Here is a 19,776-nt window from a genome sequence, read left to right as displayed (position 1 = left end):
CTCGTCAGGCAGCGAAGGCGCGCAGGCGCTTTACCCGGCGCTGGCTGATCGTGCCCTTGGCAGCGAAGAAGTCCCGTGCCTCCTTGCGAAGCAGCATCGGCTCATGGAATTGGATAAGATTGGGATTGGCAAGCGCGGCATTGCCCTCGATCACGACCGGGCCGGCTTCGGTCGACACGATATCCCAGCCGACATAGCTGAGGCCGGGGATAGCGCGCGTGCATTGCAATGCCAGCGTCTTGATGTCGTTCCAACGTGGGATGACGGTTCCAACGATGGCAGTGCCCGTCTCCGGGTGACGATCGAAGATCGTCCTTTCAGGACCGCCGTCATCGGCGATCGCAGCGGTCAGCTGACCACTCTCGAGATCGACCAGCGCAACGATGCCGCCGGCCTTGAAGTTGTCCGTCGGGCGGGAGTGTTGCGTCCCGAAGCGGTGCGCGGCACCGAGCAGTACCGTCTTGCCGGTCGTCTCGTCATGGCCGACAAGGATCCGGATCGTGTTGACCGCATGCGGGTAGATGGCGGAAGCGTAGGGATGCTGCTCGACGGCGGCTTCGATCAGATAGCGGCCATGTCGGTCGACGTCATCGATCGACGCTATGCGCTTGACGCCCCGCCCGCCACTGCCGTCAACCGGCTTTGCGATTATCGCGCGGCCGTCGATTTCGGCGCGTGGCAGCGGGCTGCCGTCGGGCCGTCTCGCGACACCATCCTCGACGATTCCGATCAACTCCGGACAGGATGCGGGAAAGGCGCCCGTGCCCGCCCATTGGTGGAACCGCAGCTTGTCGCCGAGAAGCGCCATTGCCTCCGGGCTGTTCAGCCGCGGCAACCGCGCTTCGGCTTCGAGGTCGGTCAGGAACAGGTGCTGGTCGAACTGGTCGAAAGGGTAGAGCCAGGCGCGGTTGGAAAGGAACCCGCGGGTCAGGAGCCGCAACCTGGGGCGACCGGTATTTCCGCGCCGTTCCAGCGCCCAGAACTGCCGAAGCAAGGAGACGCGGTGCCGGATGGCGCCGACGATCGGGAGCCCGGCCATCAGAGCGGTTCGCCGTTGGCCCGGGGGATATAGCGGGCAAAGATGCGCCGCAGCCGGGGCTCGTCGAGCAGGCGATCATAGAGCTGGAAGAAGCGCAGGCTCGGATGCGCATTGCCCTCGATGACCGTCGGGCCATCGGGCGTCACCGCAATGTCCCAGCCGACATAATGCAGATAGGGAAAGGCGCGTCCGAGATCCTCGACGAGCCGCAGCACCGCTGGCCAATGGGCGATCTCGACATCGGGCATCGCTGCCCGCGTATCCGGATGCACGTCATGATGACGGACGTGATTGTCCTTGCCGATCGAAACGGCGCGCGAAAGCCGCCCGGTCTTCAGGTCCACCTTGGAGACGAGGCCGCCGGCGCTGAAGTTGTCGACCGGCACAGAACGCGCGCTGCCGAAGCGATGGATGGCGGCGGCCGGGAGCGGAGTGCCATCATCGTCGCGCAGCATGAGCAGGCGTATCGTGTTCAAGGCGTCCGGAAAAATAATCTGGGCATAGTCGGCCTGCTGCACGAAGCCGGTGAGAATGGCGTCTTCGCCGCGATAGCTGTCGACGGCGTCCGGGGTCGTGCCGATCTGCACCGAACGCCCCTTCGATCCGAGCGTCGGCTTGATGACAAAGCGGCCGCGTGCGGCGAGTTCGTCGTGGAAAGCGCTTCGGCTTCCATCGCGCCAATGCCACCTGTCTCCAAAGTAGCAGGCGAAGGTCTGCGGCGTCGGCAGTTGAGCCGAGACGAGAAGCTCGGTGAACACGGCCTTGTTGTCCAGCACATAGGCATAGTGGCCGTTTAGGCCATGCAGGTGCTGCTCTCTTTCGCAATTGGTGACGACGCCCCTGACATCACCACGGATCTGGCGATACCAGTCGGCCTCCTTGGGGTCGAAGCCAGCCAGAATGTCCTGGATGCGCTGCATCGGCGTCAACTGCCGCTCCTCGGTGGAAGCGCTGTCTGACCAGTAGCGCCGCGCGTGGCTTTTCAGAAAGCGAAGACGGCGTGTGTCGATCGTCTGTCGAACCAAAGCTTGCAGCATCAGGCGTGGGCCTCCTCTCCTGGTTCCGCTGTCGGCAATCGCAGCAGATCCCCGAAACGCAGTTCCCACTCATAAGGTTCGAAAACATCCATGCCGCCCTCGGGGAAGAAGGTGATTTCTCCGAACAGAACCCGACCGAAATTCTCGTAGAGATCGACGCGGCTGAACGCGAAGGGCGCGGAGAGTTCCGTCGCGACATCGAGCAGGGTGCGAAGGGACTGGGGCGCGGCGATCGCTTCCCGTTCGCACGGCGCGCCGCGCCGACGCACCGGCAACGGCTGCCAATCTGTGTCGAAAACCGTCTTGGCGCGCACGCCATCCTTCTCGCGGATGACCATGATGAAATGCGGCCGACCGTGGAAACAGAAGATCTTGAACTCGCGCAGGCCATCGGGACTATCTGCGTGGAGAAACTCTTCGGCAAGCACGCCCGGGCGGATGTCCCGATAGACCGGCTCCCGGTGCCGGTACCAATGGTTGAACGCCAGATGATCGGCGAGCTTGGCTCGGGCTGCACCCCAGTCGAAGGCGTTCCTGTCCCGGCAGATCACCACGCCGCCGAAATCGTGGTTCGTCTTGAGGACAAAGGCATCCTGCCGGATGTACCGAGGCGTTATGTCCCTCAGCCGATAGGTTGCGAGGATGGCGGGAATGAGAATATCCGTGCCGACGCGCTCGGCAACGTAATCGCGCACCTTGATCTTGTCGGCGCAGATCGTCTGCAGCTCCGTCGCAGGCAGCAGCTTCAGGGCATTGAGCTTTTCGCTCAGCCCCCGTGGCCTGTCGACTTCGAGAACCCTGCCGGTTCTGCCGCGATACTGCGCCTCAATGAAGGCGCGTGTGCTGGTCCGGCGCTCGTTACGGAAGCGACTGTAGCGGGACCAGCGGTAGAGTTGCGTCAGGAGATCGGGGGCCCGCCGCGCCAGCAACTGGCGGGAATATTCCTTCATGGTGGACATCGCTTATCCGTCACTAAGAAACCTCGGTGCCGGCGATCCGGTTGGGCGCGCGACGAGGCGGAGGTTTCCAGAACGATGTGGCGATACGGTGGCCGGGGCGCAACCCGACCTGCCGACGGGATGCCTGCTGCCAACTTTGCTCGGGCTAGCGTTCCAATCGAGCCGGGCTGAACGTCGCGGCATCGAGGCCGGCCGCTTCGAAGCCCTCGGGCGCTGGTGCACCGACGAGGAGATTTGCGGCGAATGCTCCAAGTGCGGGTGAGGTAAGGATTCCGTAGCCGCCCTGGCCGGCGAGCCAGAAGAAGTCCGGGCGCTCGCGGGCAAAGCCGATCACCGGAAGCTTGTCCGGCGAGAAGCTGCGCATGCCGGCCCAGCTTTTGAAGATGCGGCGCACCGGCACGGTTGTTGCCTCCTCGACGTAGTGCGCAGCCCAGGCGACGTCGATCTCCTCCGGCTGGACGTCGGCCGGCTCGCACGGCGTTGCGTCGGCGGGCGAGGAAAGCAGCCGCCCGCCCTCAGGCTTCATGTAAAAGTCTTCGTCGATCTCGTTGATTTCGGGCAGCGTCAGCGCGTCGATGCCTTCGGGCAGGTCGACGGTGATCGCCGTGCGGCGATGCGGCACGATGCCGACGGGGGCGACGCCGAACGATTGCGCGACGGGATCGGCCCAGCCGCCGGCGGCATTGACGATCGTCTTGGCGCCAACCTCGCCGGTACTCGTCGCCAGGACCCAGCGGTCGCCGTCCCGGCGCGGTGCCAGCACGTCTGAGCGCTCGATGATCGCGGCACCGTGGCGGCGCGCGCCGCGGACGTATCCCTGCAACAGGTTCTCGACTTCGATGTCCCAGAACTGCGGATCATAAAAGGCCGCGGCCACATAGTCACGGCGCAGGACCGGCACGCGTGCGATCGCCTCGTCGACGGTCAGCCTTTCAATGTCGGCGTTGGCACGGCTTTCTGCGGCAAATACCTCTTCGAACCGCGCAAGCTTTTCGGCATTGGCGATCATCACGCCGCCGCGCTGCTTGAGCAGCGCAATTTCGGAGAAGCCTTCGGGTGGGTTGTCGAAGAAGCTTTTGGAGATGGCCGCGAGCGCACAGACTTCCGGCGCATTGTAGCGCAGCACGAACTCCGCCGCCGAGCGACCGGTGCTGTGATAGCCGAGGCCTTCCTCCCGCTCGATCACCACGACGGAGCGATGCGGCGCCAGGAAATAGGCCAGCGACAGGCCGGCAATTCCACCGCCAATGATCGCCACATCGTAGTCCTGCATGTCCCGCCTCCGTTGGTTGTCGGCCGGACCATAGGCAAGGCGCCATCCGTGTTCAAATTTATAACTGGAAAGGCGACTATCAATTTTGATGATGCTTAGGCAGCATCGAGGCAGTGATCCAGCGGCTCCGTATCGGCCACATGGGCAAGAAATGCGGCTTCTGCCGGATTGAGGATCGCGTTCGGATTGGAGATGCGAAAGACGTCGGTGGTCGGCAGATCGCTATAGGGTGGCAGCTGCCAGAGCTGGCCCGCCGCGACGGCAGGTGACGCCAGATGGTCCGGCAGCATGCCGATGCCGACATTGGAGGCAATCAGTCGCATCACCTCTTCGACATTGCAGGAGACGGCGCGGACCTGCTGACCGAAAGACCCGACCGCGCGCACGGCGGTTACCGAGTTCATGTGTTGGCCGCCGAGAACGTCGGCGATAAAAGCGATGTAGGGATTGCCCCTGAGGTCGTTGAAGTCGACGCCTTCGACGCCGAACAGCGGATGGCTTTTGCCGCAATAAAGCGCATAGCGCTCGCGCACGTGAAAGCGCCTGTTCAGCCAGTCGGGAATGTTGCCGTCGCAAAGGCCCATGGTCGCGACGTTGCGTTCGACGGCACTCAACACATCCACGGTCGTTGCGACCGTGACCGACAGGGTCACCTTGGGGTGCAGGCGGAAGAAGCTTTCGAGCTTGCGGTCCCAGGCGGGATTGTGGGCGTGGCTGACCGAATGGATGTTGAGATGGCCGGTAATCTCATCGCCGGCGGTTTCAAGAACGTTCGGCAGACGGATGACGGCTGCGAAGATATCGCGGCACTGGGCATGCAGCCGGGCACCGGCGTCCGTCAGGTTGAAACGTCCGGGCCGACGGTCGATGAGCTTCTGGCCGACGGTCTGTTCCAGCCGCTTCAGCGCCATGCTGACGGCCGGCTGTTGCAGGAGCAACCGGTTGGCCGCGGCCGTGATGCTGCCTTCCTCGACGAGCACGACGAAGGTGCGCAGCAGGTTCCAGTCGAGATTGTGGGCGAAGCGTTCGAGGCGGTCATTGGCCATGGTCGTGGCTTGCTTCTGATCTCTGGCGTTGCACTGGCGTTCGATCTGCAAGGAGGGCAGGCAGAGCGAAAGACATCCGTTCTTGTCGTCATATTCCAGCGATTTTGCAACAAGGGCCATGCGGTGCCGGGCGAGGGGCCATTCCCTGGACGCATGAGGCGGTGCCTCAATTTCGTTTGAAACGCCATGCACCCCTTGCGATAACGTGAGCCGAATAATCCGATGGGAGAGAAACATGGCCGGCAAGACGCAATTTCAATGGGATGATCCGTTCCTCCTCGACGATCAGTTGACCGAGGACGAGCGCATGATCCGCGACACCGCGCGGGCCTATGCGCAGGACCGTCTGCAGCCGCGCGTCATCGACGCCTACCGCGAAGAATCGACCGATCCGGAAATCTTCCGCGAAATGGGCGAGCTTGGCCTGCTCGGCGTTACCGTCTCGGAAACCTATGGCGGCGTCGGCGCTTCCTACGTCGCCTACGGCCTGGTTGCCCGCGAAGTCGAGCGCGTCGATTCGGGTTACCGCTCGATGATGAGCGTGCAGTCGTCGCTGGTGATCTATCCGATCTATGCCTATGGCTCCGAGGAGCAGAAGCAGAAATACCTGCCGAAGCTGATCAGCGGCGAATGGATCGGTTGCTTCGGTCTGACCGAGCCGGACGCCGGTTCTGACCCGGCCGGCATGAAGACCCGCGCGATCAAGACCGAGAGCGGCTACCGCCTCGTCGGTTCGAAGATGTGGATCTCCAATGCACCGATCGCCGATGTCTTCGTCGTGTGGGCGAAGTCGGAAGCGCATGGCGGCGCCATCCGTGGCTTTGTGCTCGAAAAGGGCATGAAGGGCCTTTCCGCCCCCAAGATCGCTGGCAAGCTGTCGCTGCGCGCGTCGATCACCGGCGAGATCGTCATGGATAACGTCGAGGTCGGCGAGGAGGCACTGCTGCCGAATGTCGAGGGCCTCAAGGGTCCGTTCGGTTGTCTCAACCGCGCCCGCTACGGCATTTCCTGGGGTGCGCTCGGTGCGGCAGAATTCTGCTGGCATGCGGCCCGCCAGTACGGCCTCGACCGCAAGCAGTTCAACCGTCCGCTCGCCCAGACGCAGCTCTTCCAGAAGAAGCTCGCCGACATGCAGACGGAGATCACGCTCGGCCTGCAGGGGTCGTTGCGCGTCGGCCGCCTGATGGACGAAGGCCGCATGGCTCCGGAAATGATCTCGATCGTCAAGCGCAACAATTGCGGCAAGGCGCTCGACATTGCCCGCATGGCCCGCGACATGCACGGCGGCAATGGCATCTCCGAGGAATACCAGGTCATGCGCCACATGGTGAACCTCGAGACCGTCAACACCTACGAGGGCACGCATGACGTTCATGCGCTGATCCTCGGTCGCGCCCAGACCGGCCTTCAGGCCTTCTTCTGAGCGGTGCCGTCATGGAAACGCCGCTGAAGGGCATTCGTGTGCTCGAACTGGCCCGCATTCTGGCGGGCCCATGGATCGGCCAGACGCTGGCCGATCTCGGTGCCGACGTTATCAAGGTGGAAAGCCCTGATGGCGATGACACCCGCACCTGGGGCCCACCCTTTGTTGCGGGCGAGGACGGCGAGAAGCTGGACGCCGCCTATTTCCACGCCTGCAACCGCGGCAAGCGGTCCGTGGTGCTCGACTTCACGACCGAGGAAGGGCAGGAGGCCGTGCGCCGCCTTGCCGCCCAGTCGGACGTGCTGCTCGAGAACTTCAAGGTTGGCGGGCTTACGAAATATGGGCTCGACTACGAGAGCCTGAAGAAGATCAATCCGCGGCTGATCTACTGCTCGGTGACTGGCTTTGGCCAGGATGGCCCCTATGCCCATCGCGCCGGCTACGACTACATCGTCCAGGGCATGAGTGGCATCATGGACCTGACCGGCGAGCCCGACCGCGAGCCGCAGAAGATCGGCGTCGCCTTTGCCGATATCTTCACCGGTCTCTACGGCGTGATCGCCGTGCAGGCAGCCCTTGCCCAGCGCGAGCGCACCGGCGAGGGGCAGCAGATCGACATGGCTCTGCTCGACTGCATGACCGGCGTGCTCGCCAACCAGGCGCTGAACTTCCTGGTCTCCGGCAAGGCGCCGCGCCGGCTCGGCAATGCGCATCCGAACATCGCGCCCTATCAGGTCTTCCCTACTTCCGATGGTCACCTGATCGTCGCTGTTGGTAACGACCGCCAGTTCGTGAAGTTCTGCACCTTGCTCGGACGGTCGGATCTTGCGACCGACGAGCGTTTTCTGACCAATGCGCTTCGCGTGCAGAACCGCGATACGCTGACGCCGGAACTGTCAGCCGAGACGGCGAAGATCGAGCGCGACACGCTGTTGAAGCTGCTCGAAGATGCCGGTGTGCCCGGCGGGCCAATCAACACCGTCGCCGACGTCTTTGCCGATCCGCAGATCGAGCATCGGCAGATGCGGGTGGATACGCCGCACTCGGGTGCTGCTGCCGGTACCTCGCCCGGGGTTCGGACGCCGATCCGGTTTTCGGCCGCCGAGTTGGCACTCGATCGCGGCGTGCCGCGGCTTGGAGAGCATACGGCCGAAGTGTTGGCGGAAATCGGGATGGACGTGTCAAAGCGCGATTAACGCTACGTGAGACGCCGAGTGTCTCGTTAAGGCACGACCTCAAGAAAACAACGAAAAGCCCTGGAAATCGGAGAGATTTCCAGGGCTTTGTCGTTAGGCCTTGAATGCGCGATCAAAGACGCGCGACAGCCGTTCGGCGAAGCCGCGCGGATCCTGCGGCTTGTCGCCGTCAAGCACGCGGGCCTGGTCGAGCAGGAGTTGAACGGCGTCTGTGCGGAACGCCGTGTCGCCGGCGGGGCTTGCGGCCATGGCGGTGATCAGCGCGTGGCCCGGGTTGATTTCGAGGATCGGCTTGGGGGCGTCCTCGAGACGGCCGGCGCCCTGCAGCATCTTTTCAAGCTGGCGGTCGGGGCCGTGTTCGGGCGCCACCAGGCAGACCGCGCTTTCCGTCAGACGGTCGGAGGTGCGCACGTCCGAGACGGCCGCGCCGAGGGTTTCCTTGGCAAAGGCGACGAAGTCGATGACCAGCTGGCTCGCCTGTGGGGCCTCTTCCTTGCCGCCTTCGGGCTTGGAGATGGCGCTGAGATCGGCCGCCCCTTGCGTAATCGACTTCCAGGGCTTGCCGTCGAAATCCGGTGCCGACGTTACCCAGAAGCTGTCGACCGGATCGGTCAGGAGCAGCACTTCGATGCCGCGGGCGCGAAAACCTTCGAGCTGTGGCGAGGCCTTGAGTTGGGCGAGGTTGTCGCCGGTCAGGTAATAGATCGCCGACTGGCCGTCCTTCATGTCCTTGACGTAATCGGCAAGGCTGCGCTGGCTCTCATCCGACGTGGTGGTACGGAAGCGCGACAGCGCCACCAGCTGCTCGCGGCGCTCGTAGTCTTCGTAGATGCCTTCCTTCAGCACGCTGCCGAAGTTTTCCCAGAGCTTGTCGAACGTTTCCTTCTCGCTCTCCGCCAGCTTCTCGATTGCCGTCAGCACGCGGTTGGTAACACCCTTGCGGATGCTGGCGAGCAGCGGGCTTTCCTGGATCATCTCGCGCGAGACGTTGAGCGGCAGGTCGGACGTATCGACGAGGCCGCGCACGAAGCGCAGGTAACGCGGCAGCAATTCCGCCTCGTCGGTGATGAAGACGCGCTTGACGTAGAGTTTCATCCGACCCTTGCGGTCCGGGTCGAACAGATCGAAGGGCTTCGAGCCAGGCACGAAGGCAAGGGTCGTATATTCGTGCCGGCCTTCGGCGCGGAAATGCACCGTCAGTGCCGGATCGTCATACTGGCCGGCGACGCCGCGATAGAAATCGGCGTAGTCTTCCTTGCTGATCTCGCTCTTCTGCTTCGTCCAGAGCGCGGTGCCATCGCCGATCTGGACCGGCTCGGCGTCGGGCTTTTCGAGAATCGAGATCGGCACAGGCACGTGGCCGGACTGGTCCTTGACGATGCGCTCGACGGTCCAGCGCGACGTGTAGGTCTTGGCGTCTTCCATCAGGTGCAGCGTGATCCGGGTGCCGCGCGCCGGGGCGTCGGCAAGCTCTGCTGCAGAAACGGTGTAGCTGCCCTTGCCGTCCGACGACCACAGGAAGGCATGCTCGGAACCGGCGCGGCGCGATACCACGTCCACCTTGTCGGCGACCATGAAGGCGGAATAGAAGCCGACGCCGAACTGACCGATGAGCTGCGCGCCCTCCTTGCCCTGGGCGGCTTCGATACGCTCCATGAAGGCGCGGGTGCCCGAGCGGGCGATCGTGCCGAGCGCTTCGACCAGCTCGTCGCGGCTCATGCCGATGCCGTTGTCCTCGACGACGAGCCGGTTGTTTTCCTCGTCCAGCTTCAGCGTGATGCGTGGGGTCGGGTCACCGGCCAGAAGCTCCGGCGAGACGATCGCTTCGTAGCGCAGCTTCTCGCAGGCATCCGCGGCGTTCGAAATCAGTTCGCGGAGGAAGACGTTCTTGTCGGAATAGACAGAATGCACCATCAAATGGAGCAGTCGCGCCACATCGGCTTCGAAGACATGTTTCTCTACGGACATTTCGATTTCGCTCATTGCCTGGCAACTCCTTTGGGTTTCGCCCCAATTGGCAAGCGGTGTTCGGAATTTCAAGGCCTGACTTGCGCGCTCCCCATTTCTGGATAATGCTGCAGTGCGAAAGATCAGTGAACGCTAGCGAAACGAAGCTTCTTCAACGGGGTCCACGGCGAGGAAGTCGCGCGGGCGACAAATCGCCGTAACACTCCGCAGTTATGCTGCTTCGACCCGGGCAATGGCCTTGGGTTATCATGCCGAGTTCATATCGCGGCCCTGCCGCCTGTCTCTTTGACTAAGGTCAATGCGAGACGAATTGCGTTGTTCTATTGGCTTTGGAAACGGGGCCGACCTTCAATCGCACCGAGGAGTGGACATCATGCCCAAGCATTCCACGAGCCCGACCATCCCGACTTTCGCAGATGCCTATTCCTATTCGCTCGATGCCTGGCAGCGCTCGGTCCTCTTTCTCGATGTGATGCGCCAGCGTGGGGCGCAATATGAGGAACACCGCACCCAGACTGCGCCGAACGTGTTGGAGTTCGAGGCCCAGCTTGTTACCGATGGGCGCACGCTCGTCCGGCCGGTGAACTATGCGCTGGTCAGCATCGTTCCGCCCGAGGGTGTCACGATCGATCCGACGAAGCGTCCCTTCGTCGTCGTCGATCCCCGGGCGGGGCACGGCCCCGGCATCGGTGGCTTCAAGGCTGACAGCGAGATCGGCGTGGCGCTGAAAGCGGGCCATCCCTGCTATTTCATCGGCTTCCTGCCGGATCCGGTTCCCGGCCAGACGATCGAGGACATCGCGCTTGCCGAAGCCGGTTTCCTCGAAACCGTCATCGCCCGCCATCCGCAGGCGGACGGAAAGCCCTGCGTGATCGGCAATTGCCAGGCGGGCTGGGCGGTCACGATCGTTGCGGCACTGCGTCCCGAACTCTTCGGCCCGATCATCATTGCCGGCGCGCCACTGTCCTATTGGGCAGGGGTGCGCGGGCAGAACCCGATGCGCTATTCCGGCGGGCTTCTCGGCGGCAGCTGGCTGACGGCGCTGACCGGCGACCTTGGTGGCGGCATTTTCGATGGCGCCTGGCTGGTGCAGAACTTCGAGAACCAGAATCCGGCTAATACGCTTTGGACCAAGCAATACAATCTCTATTCGAAGATCGACACGGAGGCGGCGCGCTACCTCGGCTTCGAACGCTGGTGGGGCGGCCATGTCACGCTCAATGCCGAGGAGATGCAGTTCATCGTCGACGAACTCTTCGTCGGCAACAAGCTTGCCGCCGGCGAGATCCGAACCTCCGACGGCACCGCGATCGACCTGCGCAACATCCGCTCGCCGATCGTGGTCTTCTGCTCCAAGGGCGACAACATCACCCCGCCGCAACAGGCGCTCGACTGGATCCTCGACCTCTACGACAGCGTCGACGAAATCCGCGCCTACGGCCAGACGATCGTCTACACCGTGCACGAGACCGTGGGCCATCTCGGCATTTTCGTCTCCGCTGGCGTCGCGCGGAAAGAACATGACGAATTCGCCTCCAACATCGAGTTGATCGACGTGTTGCCGCCCGGGCTTTACGAGGCGGTGCTGACGCCGGCAAGCGAAGCTGTCGAGGGCCGGGCGCTCGTCTCCGGCGAATGGCTGATGCGCTGCGAGCCGCGCACCCTTGAAGATATCCGCGCACTCGGCGGAAACGACATCGAGGACGACAGGCGCTTCGCCACCGCGGCGAAGCTCTCGGAGATCAATCTGGCGCTCTACCGCACTTACCTGCAGCCGATGGTCAAGGCCGCGGCGACGCCGCCCGTGGCAGAGGCAATGCGCAACATGCACCCGCTGCGCCTGCAATATGCGCTTTTCGGACCGGACAATCCGTTCATGGCCTGGACGTCGGCGCTCGCGGACCATGTTCGCGAAAACCGGGAACCTGCCGCCACCGGCAACCCGTTCATCGCCTGGCAGGAGGCACTGTCACAGCAGATCATCGATGGTCTCGAGACCTGGCGGCGGACGGCCGAGTATCTTTCGGAGCAGAGCTTCCACGCCATCTATGGTGCTCCGAGCCTGCAGGCTGCGCTCGGTATCGACGCGAACACAAAGCAGCCGCCGCGAAAGGCGGAGAAGAGCCTGCTGCACCAGGAACTCGTCAAGGCGCGGATCGCCGAACTCAAGGCCCGAATGGCCGAGGGTGGAACCTGCGAAGGCCTTGCCAGAGCCCTGACTTTTGTCGGCATGGTGCGCGGCGGCGCGGACGAACGCGGGTTTGAGGCCGTTCGCCGGCTTCGGCTTTCCCATCCAGAGGCGAAACGGCTGAGCCTGGCCGAGTTCAAGACCGTGATGCGGGAGCAGTACTTCATGCTGCTGATCGACGAGGCGGAGGCGCTCGCTACCCTTCCGAAGCTGCTGCCGGAAGCGGTCGAGGAGCGTCGCAGCGCCTTTACGGCCCTTCGTGAGGTGCTGGAGGCATCCGGGGCCGTCACGGGCGTCGCTGCCGAGCGGTTGCAGCAGGTTGCCGCGCTTTTCCGGCTGGAGAGCGAGCCGCCGGTTCCGATCGCGGCGGGCAAGACCATTCGCAATCGCACTGCATCCTGATGGGGGGAATCGACGTGTCCGAAGTAACTGAACTGCCGGTTGAGCAGTCCAAATACGATCTCCTGATCGCCACCGCGCGAGATGAAACGCCGGCGGTTACCATCGTCGCGCATCCCTGTGACGAAACCTCTCTGCGTGGTGCGCTGGAGGCCGCGCAGATGGGCTTGATCGCGCCCGTTCTGGTCGGGCCGGAAGCAAAGATCCGCAGCGTTGCCGCCGAACATGGCCTCGATCTCGGCCGGAGCGAGATCGTCGATGCGCCGCACAGCCATGCGGCGGCGGCCAAAGCGGTGGCGATGATCCGGGAGGGGCGAGGCGAGCTGTTGATGAAAGGCAGCCTGCATACCGACGAGCTGATGAAGGAGGTCGCGGCGTCGGCGACCGGACTCAGGACCGACCGACGGATCAGCCACGTCTTCATCATGGACGTGCCGGGGCATAGCGAAACGCTGTTCATCACCGATGCCGCCATCAATATCTTCCCCGACCTCGAAGCCAAGCGCGACATTGTGCAGAACGCCATCGACCTCTGGGTGACGATCGGGCTCGGCGAGCCGCGGGTCGCCATCCTTTCGGCGGTCGAGACCGTAACGACGAAGATCCCCTCGACGATCGAGGCGGCGGCACTCTGCAAGATGGCCGAGCGCGGCCAGATCACCGGCGGCCTGCTCGACGGTCCGCTTGCCTTCGACAATGCGATCGACCCGAAAGCGGCACGGATCAAGGGCATCACCTCGCCGGTCGCCGGGCGCAGCCAGATCCTGGTGGTGCCGGACCTTGAGGCCGGCAACATGCTGGCGAAGAACCTCACCTTCCTGTCCCATGCCGATGCGGCCGGCATCGTGCTGGGTGCCCGCGTCCCGATCGTGCTGACGTCGCGGGCGGACTCCGTGCGCACGCGTCTCGCCTCCTGCGCCGTCGCCTCGCTCTACGCGGCGCGTCGGCGGACCTCGCAAGTCGCGGCGGTGTGACATGGACGCGCTTCTCGTCGTCAATGCCGGCTCGTCGAGCCTGAAGTTCCAAGTGTTCGGTATCACGGATCAGGGGCTCGAGCGCCAGATCAAGGGCCAGATCGGTGGCATCGGCACCCGTCCCCGCCTGCAGGCAAAGACTGCCGACGGGACCGTGCTGATCGACAAAAGCTATGATGCGGGTGTCGTTGGCGACTTGCCGGCAGCGATCGCGGCGGCGCGCGACTGGTTGCTGACGCTGGAAGGCTTCACCCTGCGGGCGGTCGGCCACCGCGTGGTGCATGGTGGCCCCGATTATGCGGCGCCGGTGCTGATCGATGCGAACGTTCTTGATCGCCTCGCGAGCTATCAGGATCTGGCACCGCTGCACCAGCCCAACAATCTTGCGCCGATCCGTCAGGCGATGGCGATCAATCCGGATGTACCGCAGGTCGCCTGTTTCGATACCGCCTTCCATCATGGCCACCCGGAAGAGGTGAACTGCTACGCCATGCCGCGCAGCTTCTATGAGGACGGCGTCCGGCGCTACGGCTTCCACGGCCTTTCCTATGAGTACATTTCAGAGCGTCTGCGGGATGTGGCGCCTTCGGTCGCAGGTGGTCGCGTCATTGTCGCCCATCTCGGCAGTGGTGCCTCCATGTGCGCCCTCAGTGATGGTCATAGTATCGAGAGCACCATGGGCTTTACCGCGCTCGACGGCCTGCCGATGGGAACCAGGCCCGGCCAGCTTGATCCGGGCGTCGTGCTCTATCTGATCCTGCAACGCGGCATGAGCGCTCAGGCCGTTTCCGACCTGCTCTACCACGAGGCCGGCCTCAAGGGGCTCTCAGGCGTCTCGAACGACATGCGCGACCTGCTTGCAAGCGCGGATCCCCATGCCAAGCTCGCGATCGACCACTTCATCTATCGCTCAGGGCTCAATGTCGGGATGCTGGCAGCCGCGCTCCGCGGCGTCGACGCCTTGGTTTTCACGGCGGGCGTCGGGGAGAACTCCGCTCAGATCCGCGCCCGCATCGCCGAGAACATCGCCTGGCTCGGGGCCGAACTCGACCCAGTCGCCAACGAGGCCGGCGCGACGCTGATTTCGACGCCTTCGAGCCGCGTTGCGCTTTACGTCATCCCGACCGACGAGGAACTGATGATCGCCCGCCACACGCTTGCACTGCTTAAAACCCGCGCAGCCTGATCCATCGGAGACAATTGATGTCCATTCCTGTCGCAAAGGCCAAACTCCTGGACGGCCGCAAGGGCCTGATCGTCGGCATTGCCAACGATCGGTCAATCGCCTGGGGCTGCGCCCGTGCCTTCCGCGCTTTCGGGGCGGAGGTGGCGGTCACCTATCTGAACGACAAGGCGAAACCTCATGTCGAACCCCTGGCGCGTGAAATCGAAGCGCCGATCTTCCTGCCGCTCGACGTGGCCGTGCCAGGGCAAATGGAAGCGGTGTTCGAGGAGATCGAGAAGACCTGGGGTGAACTCGACTTCGTCGTCCATTCGATCGCCTTTTCGCCGAAGGATACGCTCGGCGGCCGCGTCGTCGATGTCCCGCGCGAGGGATTCCTGAAGACCATGGACATTTCCTGCTGGTCCTTCATCCGCATGGCGCATCTCGCCGAGCCGCTGATGAAGAACGGCGGCACGCTCTTCACCATGACCTATCACGGCTCACAGGTGGTGGTGGAGAACTACAACATCATGGGCGTCGCCAAGGCGGCGCTCGAAAGTGCCGTGCGTTACCTTGCCTCCGAACTCGGTCCGAAAGGGATCCGCGTGCACGCCATTTCGCCTGGCGCGCTGGCGACACGCGCCGCTTCCGGCATTCCCGAATTCGACGCGCTGCTCGAAAAGACCAAGGTCAAATCGCCGAGCCGCGAACTGATTGACATCGACGACGTCGGCGCGGCCACCGCTTTCCTTGCGCATGACGCCGCCCGTCTGATCACGGGCCAGGTGCTCTATGTCGACGGCGGCTACCACATCATCGACTAAGCTCGTCGCGCAAAAGTGCGCAGCGGTTTTGCGGCGGCGACATGCGGCAAATCAACGGCGTAAAGCGCGGGGGCGATCCTGAAAGATCGCGACGCGCTTTAGCCGCCGGGTCTCCGCACGGGTCAGATATTGCCCATGCAGAGATATTTCATCTCAAGATAGTCTTCGAGCCCGTGGCGTGAGCCTTCGCGGCCGATGCCCGATTGCTTGATGCCGCCGAAGGGGGCGGCTTCCGAGGACATGCGGCCGGTGTTGATGCCGACCATGCCGTATTCCAGCGCTTCGGCCACATGCCAGACGCGCTTCAGGTTCTCGGCGTAGAAATAGGCGGCAAGACCGTAGATCGTGTCATTGGCCTCGGCGATCACCTGTTCGGCCGTCTCGAAGCGAATGATCGGGGCGATCGGGCCGAAGGTTTCTTCCTGAGCGACGCGCATGTCGGTCGAAATGCCGGTAAGAACAGTCGGTTCGAAGAAGGTGCCTGACGCGCCGATCCGGTGGCCGCCTGCGCGCACCTTGGCGCCCTTGGAAACGGCGTCGGCGACATGCGCCTCGATCTTCTCGATCGCGTGCCTGTCGATCATCGGGCCGAGTGTAACGCCGGGCGTAAAGCCGTCGCCGACGGTCAGCTCTGCGACGCGCCTGACGAACTTTTCGGCAAAGGCATCGTGTACGCCCGATTGCACATAGATACGGTTGGCCGAGACGCAGGTCTGGCCGGCATTGCGGAATTTCGCCTGGATTGCGCCGTCCACCGCCTCGTCGATGTCGGCGTCGTCGAAGACGATGAAGGGGGCGTTGCCGCCGAGCTCGAGGCTGACCTTCTTGATCTGGTCGGAGCATTGCCGCATCAACAGCCGCCCGACCTCGGTCGAGCCGGTGAAGCTGATCTTGCGCACCTTGGGATTGCTGCAAAGTTCGCGGCCGATCGCGGCGCCTTCTGCGGCATAGAGCAGGTTGACAACACCGGTGGGGAAGCCGGCCTTTTCGGCGAGCACGAACATCGCGCCGGCAACGAGCGGTGTCTGTTCGGCCGGCTTCAAGACGATGGTGCAGCCGGCGGCAAGGGCCGGCGAGATCTTGCGGGCGACCATCGAAGCCGGGAAGTTCCACGGCGTGATCGTACCAACGACGCCGACGGGCTGCTTGATCACAAGCATGCGCCGGTCGTTGGCCGGGGCCGGGAAGGTTTCGCCATAGATACGCTTGGCCTCTTCCGCATACCACTCGACATAGGCCGCAGCATGCAGCACTTCACCCTTCGATTCGCCGATCGGTTTTCCCATCTCAGCCGTCAGGATGGCGGCAAGGTCGTCTGCATGCGCGACGATCAGGTCGTACCAGCGGCGAAGCACGGCACTCCGGTCCTTGGCGGGCTTTGCCGCCCAGAGAACTTGCGCCTTGGCCGCAGCTTCGATTGCCGCATGGGCCTCGTCGATGCCCATATCCGGCAGCGTCGCCAGCTTTTCGCCGGTCGATGGATTGAAGACGTCGAAGGTTGCGCCCGCCCAGTTCCTGCCGGCCTCCGGAACGGTATGAAGCGACGCGAACAGGTCGGCGTCACGCAAGTGCTTGGTCAAGGCGGGGGTCAAGGTCATGGCGGGCATCCTCCGGCGATGGCCTGCCGCGAGACGGCAGGCCCGCTTTTGCTTGTTCTTGCGGGTGCCGACTTATCCCGGCACCCGAGCATTGCGCGTTTGAAATTGGCGCGCAGCACCCACAGCGCCGCACGTCTTTCAAGACGCGCTAAGGTCGCCGTAGCACTTTGAATTGCTGCATAATTTTACCCTCAAGTCGATTCCGAATTGAGGAATTATGCACCGGGCAACCGCGTTGGCGGGCGCCCGGTCGAGGATCACGCGCGCGCCGCGAGGATCGAGGCTTCGAGAATGTCGAGCGCTTCGGCGAAGACTTCGTCCTGGATGGTGATCGGCGCCAGGAAACGAATGACGTTGCCGTGCACGCCACAGGTCAAGAGGATCAGGCCCTTTTCCAGTGCGATCAGGCGCACCTTGTTGGCAAAATCGGCGCTCGGCAGGTTGGTCTTCACGTCGTTGAACTCGACGGCGTTCATGAAGCCGGGGCCGCGGATGTCGACGATTTCGGGTGCCTGCTCGCGGATCGCGGCAAGGCGCTGTTTCAGTCGGCCGCCAAGCTGTTCGGCGCGTTCGCAGAGTTTCTCTTCTGCGATGACATCAAGCACGGCATGGGCTGCAGCGATGCCGAGCGGATTGCCGCCATAGGTGCCGCCAAGGCCGCCTGGGGCCGGGGCATCCATGACTTCGGCGCGGCCGGTGACGGCGGCAAGCGGGAAGCCGCCGGCAAGGCTTTTCGCCATGGTGGTGATGTCGGGCGCGACATCATGGTGGTCCATTGCAAACATCTTGCCGGTACGGGCAAAGCCGGTCTGGACTTCGTCGGCGATCAAGAGAATGCCGTGCTGGTCGCAGATTTCGCGCAGCGCCTTCATGAAGGCGGCGGGGGCCGGGTAGAAACCACCTTCGCCCTGAACCGGCTCAAGGATGATCGCCGCGACGCGGCCCGGATCGACGTCGGCAGCAAAGAGCTTCTTCAATGCGGTGAGCGACTGTTCGGTGGTGATGCCGTGCAGTTCGATCGGGAAGGGGGCGTGGAAGACGTCGCCCGGCATCGCGCCAAAGCCGACCTTGTAGGGAACGACCTTGCCGGTGAGCGCCATGCCCATGAAGGTCCGGCCGTGGAAGCCGCCGCTGAAGGCGATGACGGCCTGGCGGCCGGTCGAAGCACGGGCGATCTTGACGGCGTTTTCGACAGCCTCGGCGCCTGTTGTCACGAAGATCGTCTTCTTGGCGAAGTCACCCGGCGTCAGCGCATTGAGGCGCTCGGCGAGATGCACGTAGGTTTCGTAAGGAACGACCTGATGGCAGGTGTGGGTGAAGCGATCGATCTGCGCCTTGACCGCTTCGATGACCTTCGGGTGGCGATGGCCGGTGTTGACGACGGCGATACCGGAGGCGAAATCGATGTAGCGATTGCCTTCCTTGTCCCAGATTTCCGAATTTTCCGCGCGATCGGCGTAGATCTGGGTGGTCATGCCGACGCCGCGCGAGATGGCGGCGTTCTTGCGGTCGGTGAGGCTGGTCATGGCGCGTTCCTGTCGTCTGGAGTTAATATATTGCATTTTTTCTGCAAGTTTATTGTGGAAGTGGTACACCTTTCACAGTCGATTGCAAATCAAATTTGGTGATCGAGACACCACGGTTGCTGATGCGCCGTTCTTGTCAGATCTCGATCGCGGCGGCTAAGGTTGCGGACACGCCGGAATTGCAAGGATTCGGGCAGCGCCGCTTGAGCGGTAAAGGGAAATTGGAATGGGCGCAGTGCGCTACAAGGTCGCCGAAGCGGCACGATTGGCGGGTGTTTCCGCCTCGACGCTGAGACTATGGGAGACGCAGGGTCTCGTTGTGCCCGAGCGCTCGCCGACGGGACATCGGCAGTATACCGAGAACGATCTTGCCCGGTTGAAGCGCATCTCCTGGTTCCGGGCCGAGCGCGGTCTCAATCCGGCTGCGATCCGTGAGGCGCTGGACGCTGAAGGGGCTGCGGACGATCAGCCCACATCGGCGGCGAGCGACGGCCCTGAAAACCAGGTCGGGCGCAAGCTGCGCAGCCTCAGGCACGCCGCCGGCAAGACGCTGGAGCAGGTCGCCGGTGAGATCGGCATCGCCGCCTCGGTGCTTTCGACGCTGGAGCGCACCTCGCAGGGCGTCTCGGTCGCAGTGCTGCACAACATCGCTGAATTCTTCGGCACCACCGTTTCCAGCCTCGCCGGTGAAGAGGAGGCGGATGCGCGCGCCGTCGTTCGGGCCGGAGAATGGCGGACATGGCCGCGCACGACCCCCGGCGTCACGGTGCAGCTTTTGGCCGATGGCCGCAACCAGATGGATTGCCACCGCTTCGTGCTGGAGCCGGGCGCGTCAAGCGAAGGCGCCTATGGGCACGAGGGCGAGGAGTTCGTCTATGTCCTCTCCGGCCGTGTCGAGTTCATTCTCGACAGCGACCAGTTCTACGACCTCGGCGTCGGCGACTCGCTTTATTTCGAAAGCAAGCGGCGGCACGCCTGGGCGAACCGTCACGACGGCGAGACCGTGCTTCTCTGGGTCAATACGCCGCCGACGTTCTAATCGTCGGACGGTCACGCGGCATTTCCCAACTGAAACGAAATCGGCGCACGGTTTGAATAGAACCGCGCGCCGATTGGTGTTGTGAGCTTAGACAAGCCGTCTGCTCCCCGATCCGGTGATCC

At 63.4% G+C, this 19,776-nt stretch carries 15 protein-coding genes; 7 read left to right on the top strand and 8 right to left on the bottom strand.

Annotated elements, in window-relative coordinates; genetic code table 11:
* Positions 1-4 precede the first annotated feature (4 nt).
* The 5 genes from OKW20_RS27535 to OKW20_RS27515 form a co-directional block, all read right to left on the bottom strand.
* A complete protein-coding gene (locus OKW20_RS27535; protein ID WP_052201647.1) occupies positions 5-1,039 on the bottom strand; it encodes a sugar-transfer associated ATP-grasp domain-containing protein in 1,035 nt (344 codons plus the stop codon).
* Positions 1,039-2,076: a sugar-transfer associated ATP-grasp domain-containing protein gene (locus OKW20_RS27530; RefSeq protein WP_429177329.1), complete on the bottom strand. Its 1,038-nt coding sequence runs from the start codon at positions 2,074-2,076 to the stop codon at positions 1,039-1,041. The genes OKW20_RS27535 and OKW20_RS27530 overlap by 1 nt, the downstream gene beginning before the upstream one ends.
* Positions 2,076-3,035 (bottom strand): ATP-grasp fold amidoligase family protein, encoded by a 960-nt coding sequence (locus tag OKW20_RS27525; protein WP_429177327.1) that lies wholly within the window; start codon positions 3,033-3,035, stop codon positions 2,076-2,078. The genes OKW20_RS27530 and OKW20_RS27525 overlap by 1 nt, the downstream gene beginning before the upstream one ends.
* A gap of 145 nt (positions 3,036-3,180) precedes the next feature.
* Positions 3,181-4,308 (bottom strand): NAD(P)/FAD-dependent oxidoreductase, encoded by a 1,128-nt coding sequence (locus OKW20_RS27520; RefSeq protein ID WP_043613419.1) that lies wholly within the window; start codon positions 4,306-4,308, stop codon positions 3,181-3,183.
* A 95-nt stretch (positions 4,309-4,403) separates the two neighbouring features.
* Positions 4,404-5,354, bottom strand: coding sequence for a LysR family transcriptional regulator (locus OKW20_RS27515; RefSeq protein ID WP_429177325.1), 951 nt, complete (start codon positions 5,352-5,354; stop codon positions 4,404-4,406).
* Between the two features lie 235 nt (positions 5,355-5,589).
* Here OKW20_RS27515 and OKW20_RS27510 point away from each other — a divergent pair, with 235 nt between their 5' ends.
* Both OKW20_RS27510 and OKW20_RS27505 read left to right on the top strand, forming a co-directional pair.
* Complete coding sequence (locus OKW20_RS27510) at positions 5,590-6,777, top strand: acyl-CoA dehydrogenase (RefSeq protein WP_034799596.1); 1,188 nt, start codon at positions 5,590-5,592, stop codon at positions 6,775-6,777.
* Between the two features lie 11 nt (positions 6,778-6,788).
* A complete protein-coding gene (locus OKW20_RS27505) occupies positions 6,789-7,973 on the top strand; it encodes a CaiB/BaiF CoA transferase family protein (protein ID WP_429177323.1) in 1,185 nt (394 codons plus the stop codon).
* Positions 7,974-8,066: 93 nt separating this feature from the next.
* On the opposite strand, the gene htpG is transcribed toward OKW20_RS27505, so the two are convergent.
* Positions 8,067-9,956 carry a molecular chaperone HtpG gene (gene htpG / locus OKW20_RS27500; RefSeq protein WP_429177321.1) on the bottom strand — a complete coding sequence of 630 codons (1,890 nt, stop codon included), beginning with the start codon at positions 9,954-9,956 and terminating at the stop codon, positions 8,067-8,069.
* 358 nt (positions 9,957-10,314) lie between these two features.
* Here htpG and OKW20_RS27495 point away from each other — a divergent pair, with 358 nt between their 5' ends.
* From OKW20_RS27495 to fabI, 4 genes are read left to right on the top strand one after another with little or no spacing between them, the layout of a single operon-like run.
* Positions 10,315-12,531, top strand: coding sequence for a DUF3141 domain-containing protein (locus tag OKW20_RS27495; RefSeq protein WP_429177319.1), 2,217 nt, complete (start codon positions 10,315-10,317; stop codon positions 12,529-12,531).
* Between the two features lie 14 nt (positions 12,532-12,545).
* Positions 12,546-13,502 carry a phosphate acetyltransferase gene (locus OKW20_RS27490; RefSeq protein ID WP_429177317.1) on the top strand — a complete coding sequence of 319 codons (957 nt, stop codon included), beginning with the start codon at positions 12,546-12,548 and terminating at the stop codon, positions 13,500-13,502.
* 1 nt (position 13,503) lies between these two features.
* On the top strand, positions 13,504-14,688 hold the full coding sequence (locus tag OKW20_RS27485) for an acetate/propionate family kinase (RefSeq protein WP_429177315.1): 1,185 nt from the start codon (positions 13,504-13,506) through the stop codon (positions 14,686-14,688).
* A gap of 17 nt (positions 14,689-14,705) precedes the next feature.
* Positions 14,706-15,491 (top strand): enoyl-ACP reductase FabI, encoded by a 786-nt coding sequence (gene fabI, locus OKW20_RS27480; RefSeq protein WP_034799607.1) that lies wholly within the window; start codon positions 14,706-14,708, stop codon positions 15,489-15,491.
* Between the two features lie 122 nt (positions 15,492-15,613).
* Here fabI and OKW20_RS27475 read toward each other — a convergent pair whose 3' ends face one another.
* Both OKW20_RS27475 and OKW20_RS27470 read right to left on the bottom strand, forming a co-directional pair.
* Entirely contained in the window at positions 15,614-17,089 is a 1,476-nt protein-coding gene (locus OKW20_RS27475; protein ID WP_429116716.1) for an NAD-dependent succinate-semialdehyde dehydrogenase, read from the bottom strand.
* A 257-nt stretch (positions 17,090-17,346) separates the two neighbouring features.
* A complete protein-coding gene (locus OKW20_RS27470; RefSeq protein WP_429177312.1) occupies positions 17,347-18,615 on the bottom strand; it encodes a 4-aminobutyrate--2-oxoglutarate transaminase in 1,269 nt (422 codons plus the stop codon).
* A 226-nt stretch (positions 18,616-18,841) separates the two neighbouring features.
* Here OKW20_RS27470 and OKW20_RS27465 point away from each other — a divergent pair, with 226 nt between their 5' ends.
* Entirely contained in the window at positions 18,842-19,654 is an 813-nt protein-coding gene (locus OKW20_RS27465; protein WP_192449734.1) for a MerR family transcriptional regulator, read from the top strand.
* Positions 19,655-19,776: the final 122 nt, after the last annotated feature.

Origin of the sequence: Ensifer sp. LBL (genome assembly GCF_050435225.1) — a bacterium.
In the GTDB taxonomy this organism is placed as follows: Bacteria; Pseudomonadota; Alphaproteobacteria; order Rhizobiales; family Rhizobiaceae; genus Ensifer.
The sequence above is the reverse complement of the archived record's forward strand: the minus strand, read 5'-3'. Positions and strand labels throughout refer to the sequence as shown.

Excerpts from the sequence above, each read along its gene's own strand:
- OKW20_RS27475 (WP_429116716.1), bottom strand. The coding sequence starts at position 17,089 with ATGACCTTGACCCCCGCCTTGACCAAGCACTTGCGTGACGCCGACCTG.
- OKW20_RS27495 (WP_429177319.1), top strand. The coding sequence starts at position 10,315 with ATGCCCAAGCATTCCACGAGCCCGACCATCCCGACTTTCGCAGATGCC.
- OKW20_RS27520 (WP_043613419.1), bottom strand. The coding sequence starts at position 4,308 with ATGCAGGACTACGATGTGGCGATCATTGGCGGTGGAATTGCCGGCCTG.
- OKW20_RS27525 (WP_429177327.1), bottom strand. The coding sequence starts at position 3,035 with ATGTCCACCATGAAGGAATATTCCCGCCAGTTGCTGGCGCGGCGGGCC.
- OKW20_RS27530 (WP_429177329.1), bottom strand. The coding sequence starts at position 2,076 with ATGCTGCAAGCTTTGGTTCGACAGACGATCGACACACGCCGTCTTCGC.
- OKW20_RS27485 (WP_429177315.1), top strand. The coding sequence starts at position 13,504 with ATGGACGCGCTTCTCGTCGTCAATGCCGGCTCGTCGAGCCTGAAGTTC.
- htpG (WP_429177321.1), bottom strand. The coding sequence starts at position 9,956 with ATGAGCGAAATCGAAATGTCCGTAGAGAAACATGTCTTCGAAGCCGAT.
- fabI (WP_034799607.1), top strand. The coding sequence starts at position 14,706 with ATGTCCATTCCTGTCGCAAAGGCCAAACTCCTGGACGGCCGCAAGGGC.
- OKW20_RS27510 (WP_034799596.1), top strand. The coding sequence starts at position 5,590 with ATGGCCGGCAAGACGCAATTTCAATGGGATGATCCGTTCCTCCTCGAC.
- OKW20_RS27470 (WP_429177312.1), bottom strand. The coding sequence starts at position 18,615 with ATGACCAGCCTCACCGACCGCAAGAACGCCGCCATCTCGCGCGGCGTC.
- OKW20_RS27515 (WP_429177325.1), bottom strand. The coding sequence starts at position 5,354 with ATGGCCAATGACCGCCTCGAACGCTTCGCCCACAATCTCGACTGGAAC.
- OKW20_RS27535 (WP_052201647.1), bottom strand. The coding sequence starts at position 1,039 with ATGGCCGGGCTCCCGATCGTCGGCGCCATCCGGCACCGCGTCTCCTTG.
- OKW20_RS27465 (WP_192449734.1), top strand. The coding sequence starts at position 18,842 with ATGGGCGCAGTGCGCTACAAGGTCGCCGAAGCGGCACGATTGGCGGGT.
- OKW20_RS27505 (WP_429177323.1), top strand. The coding sequence starts at position 6,789 with ATGGAAACGCCGCTGAAGGGCATTCGTGTGCTCGAACTGGCCCGCATT.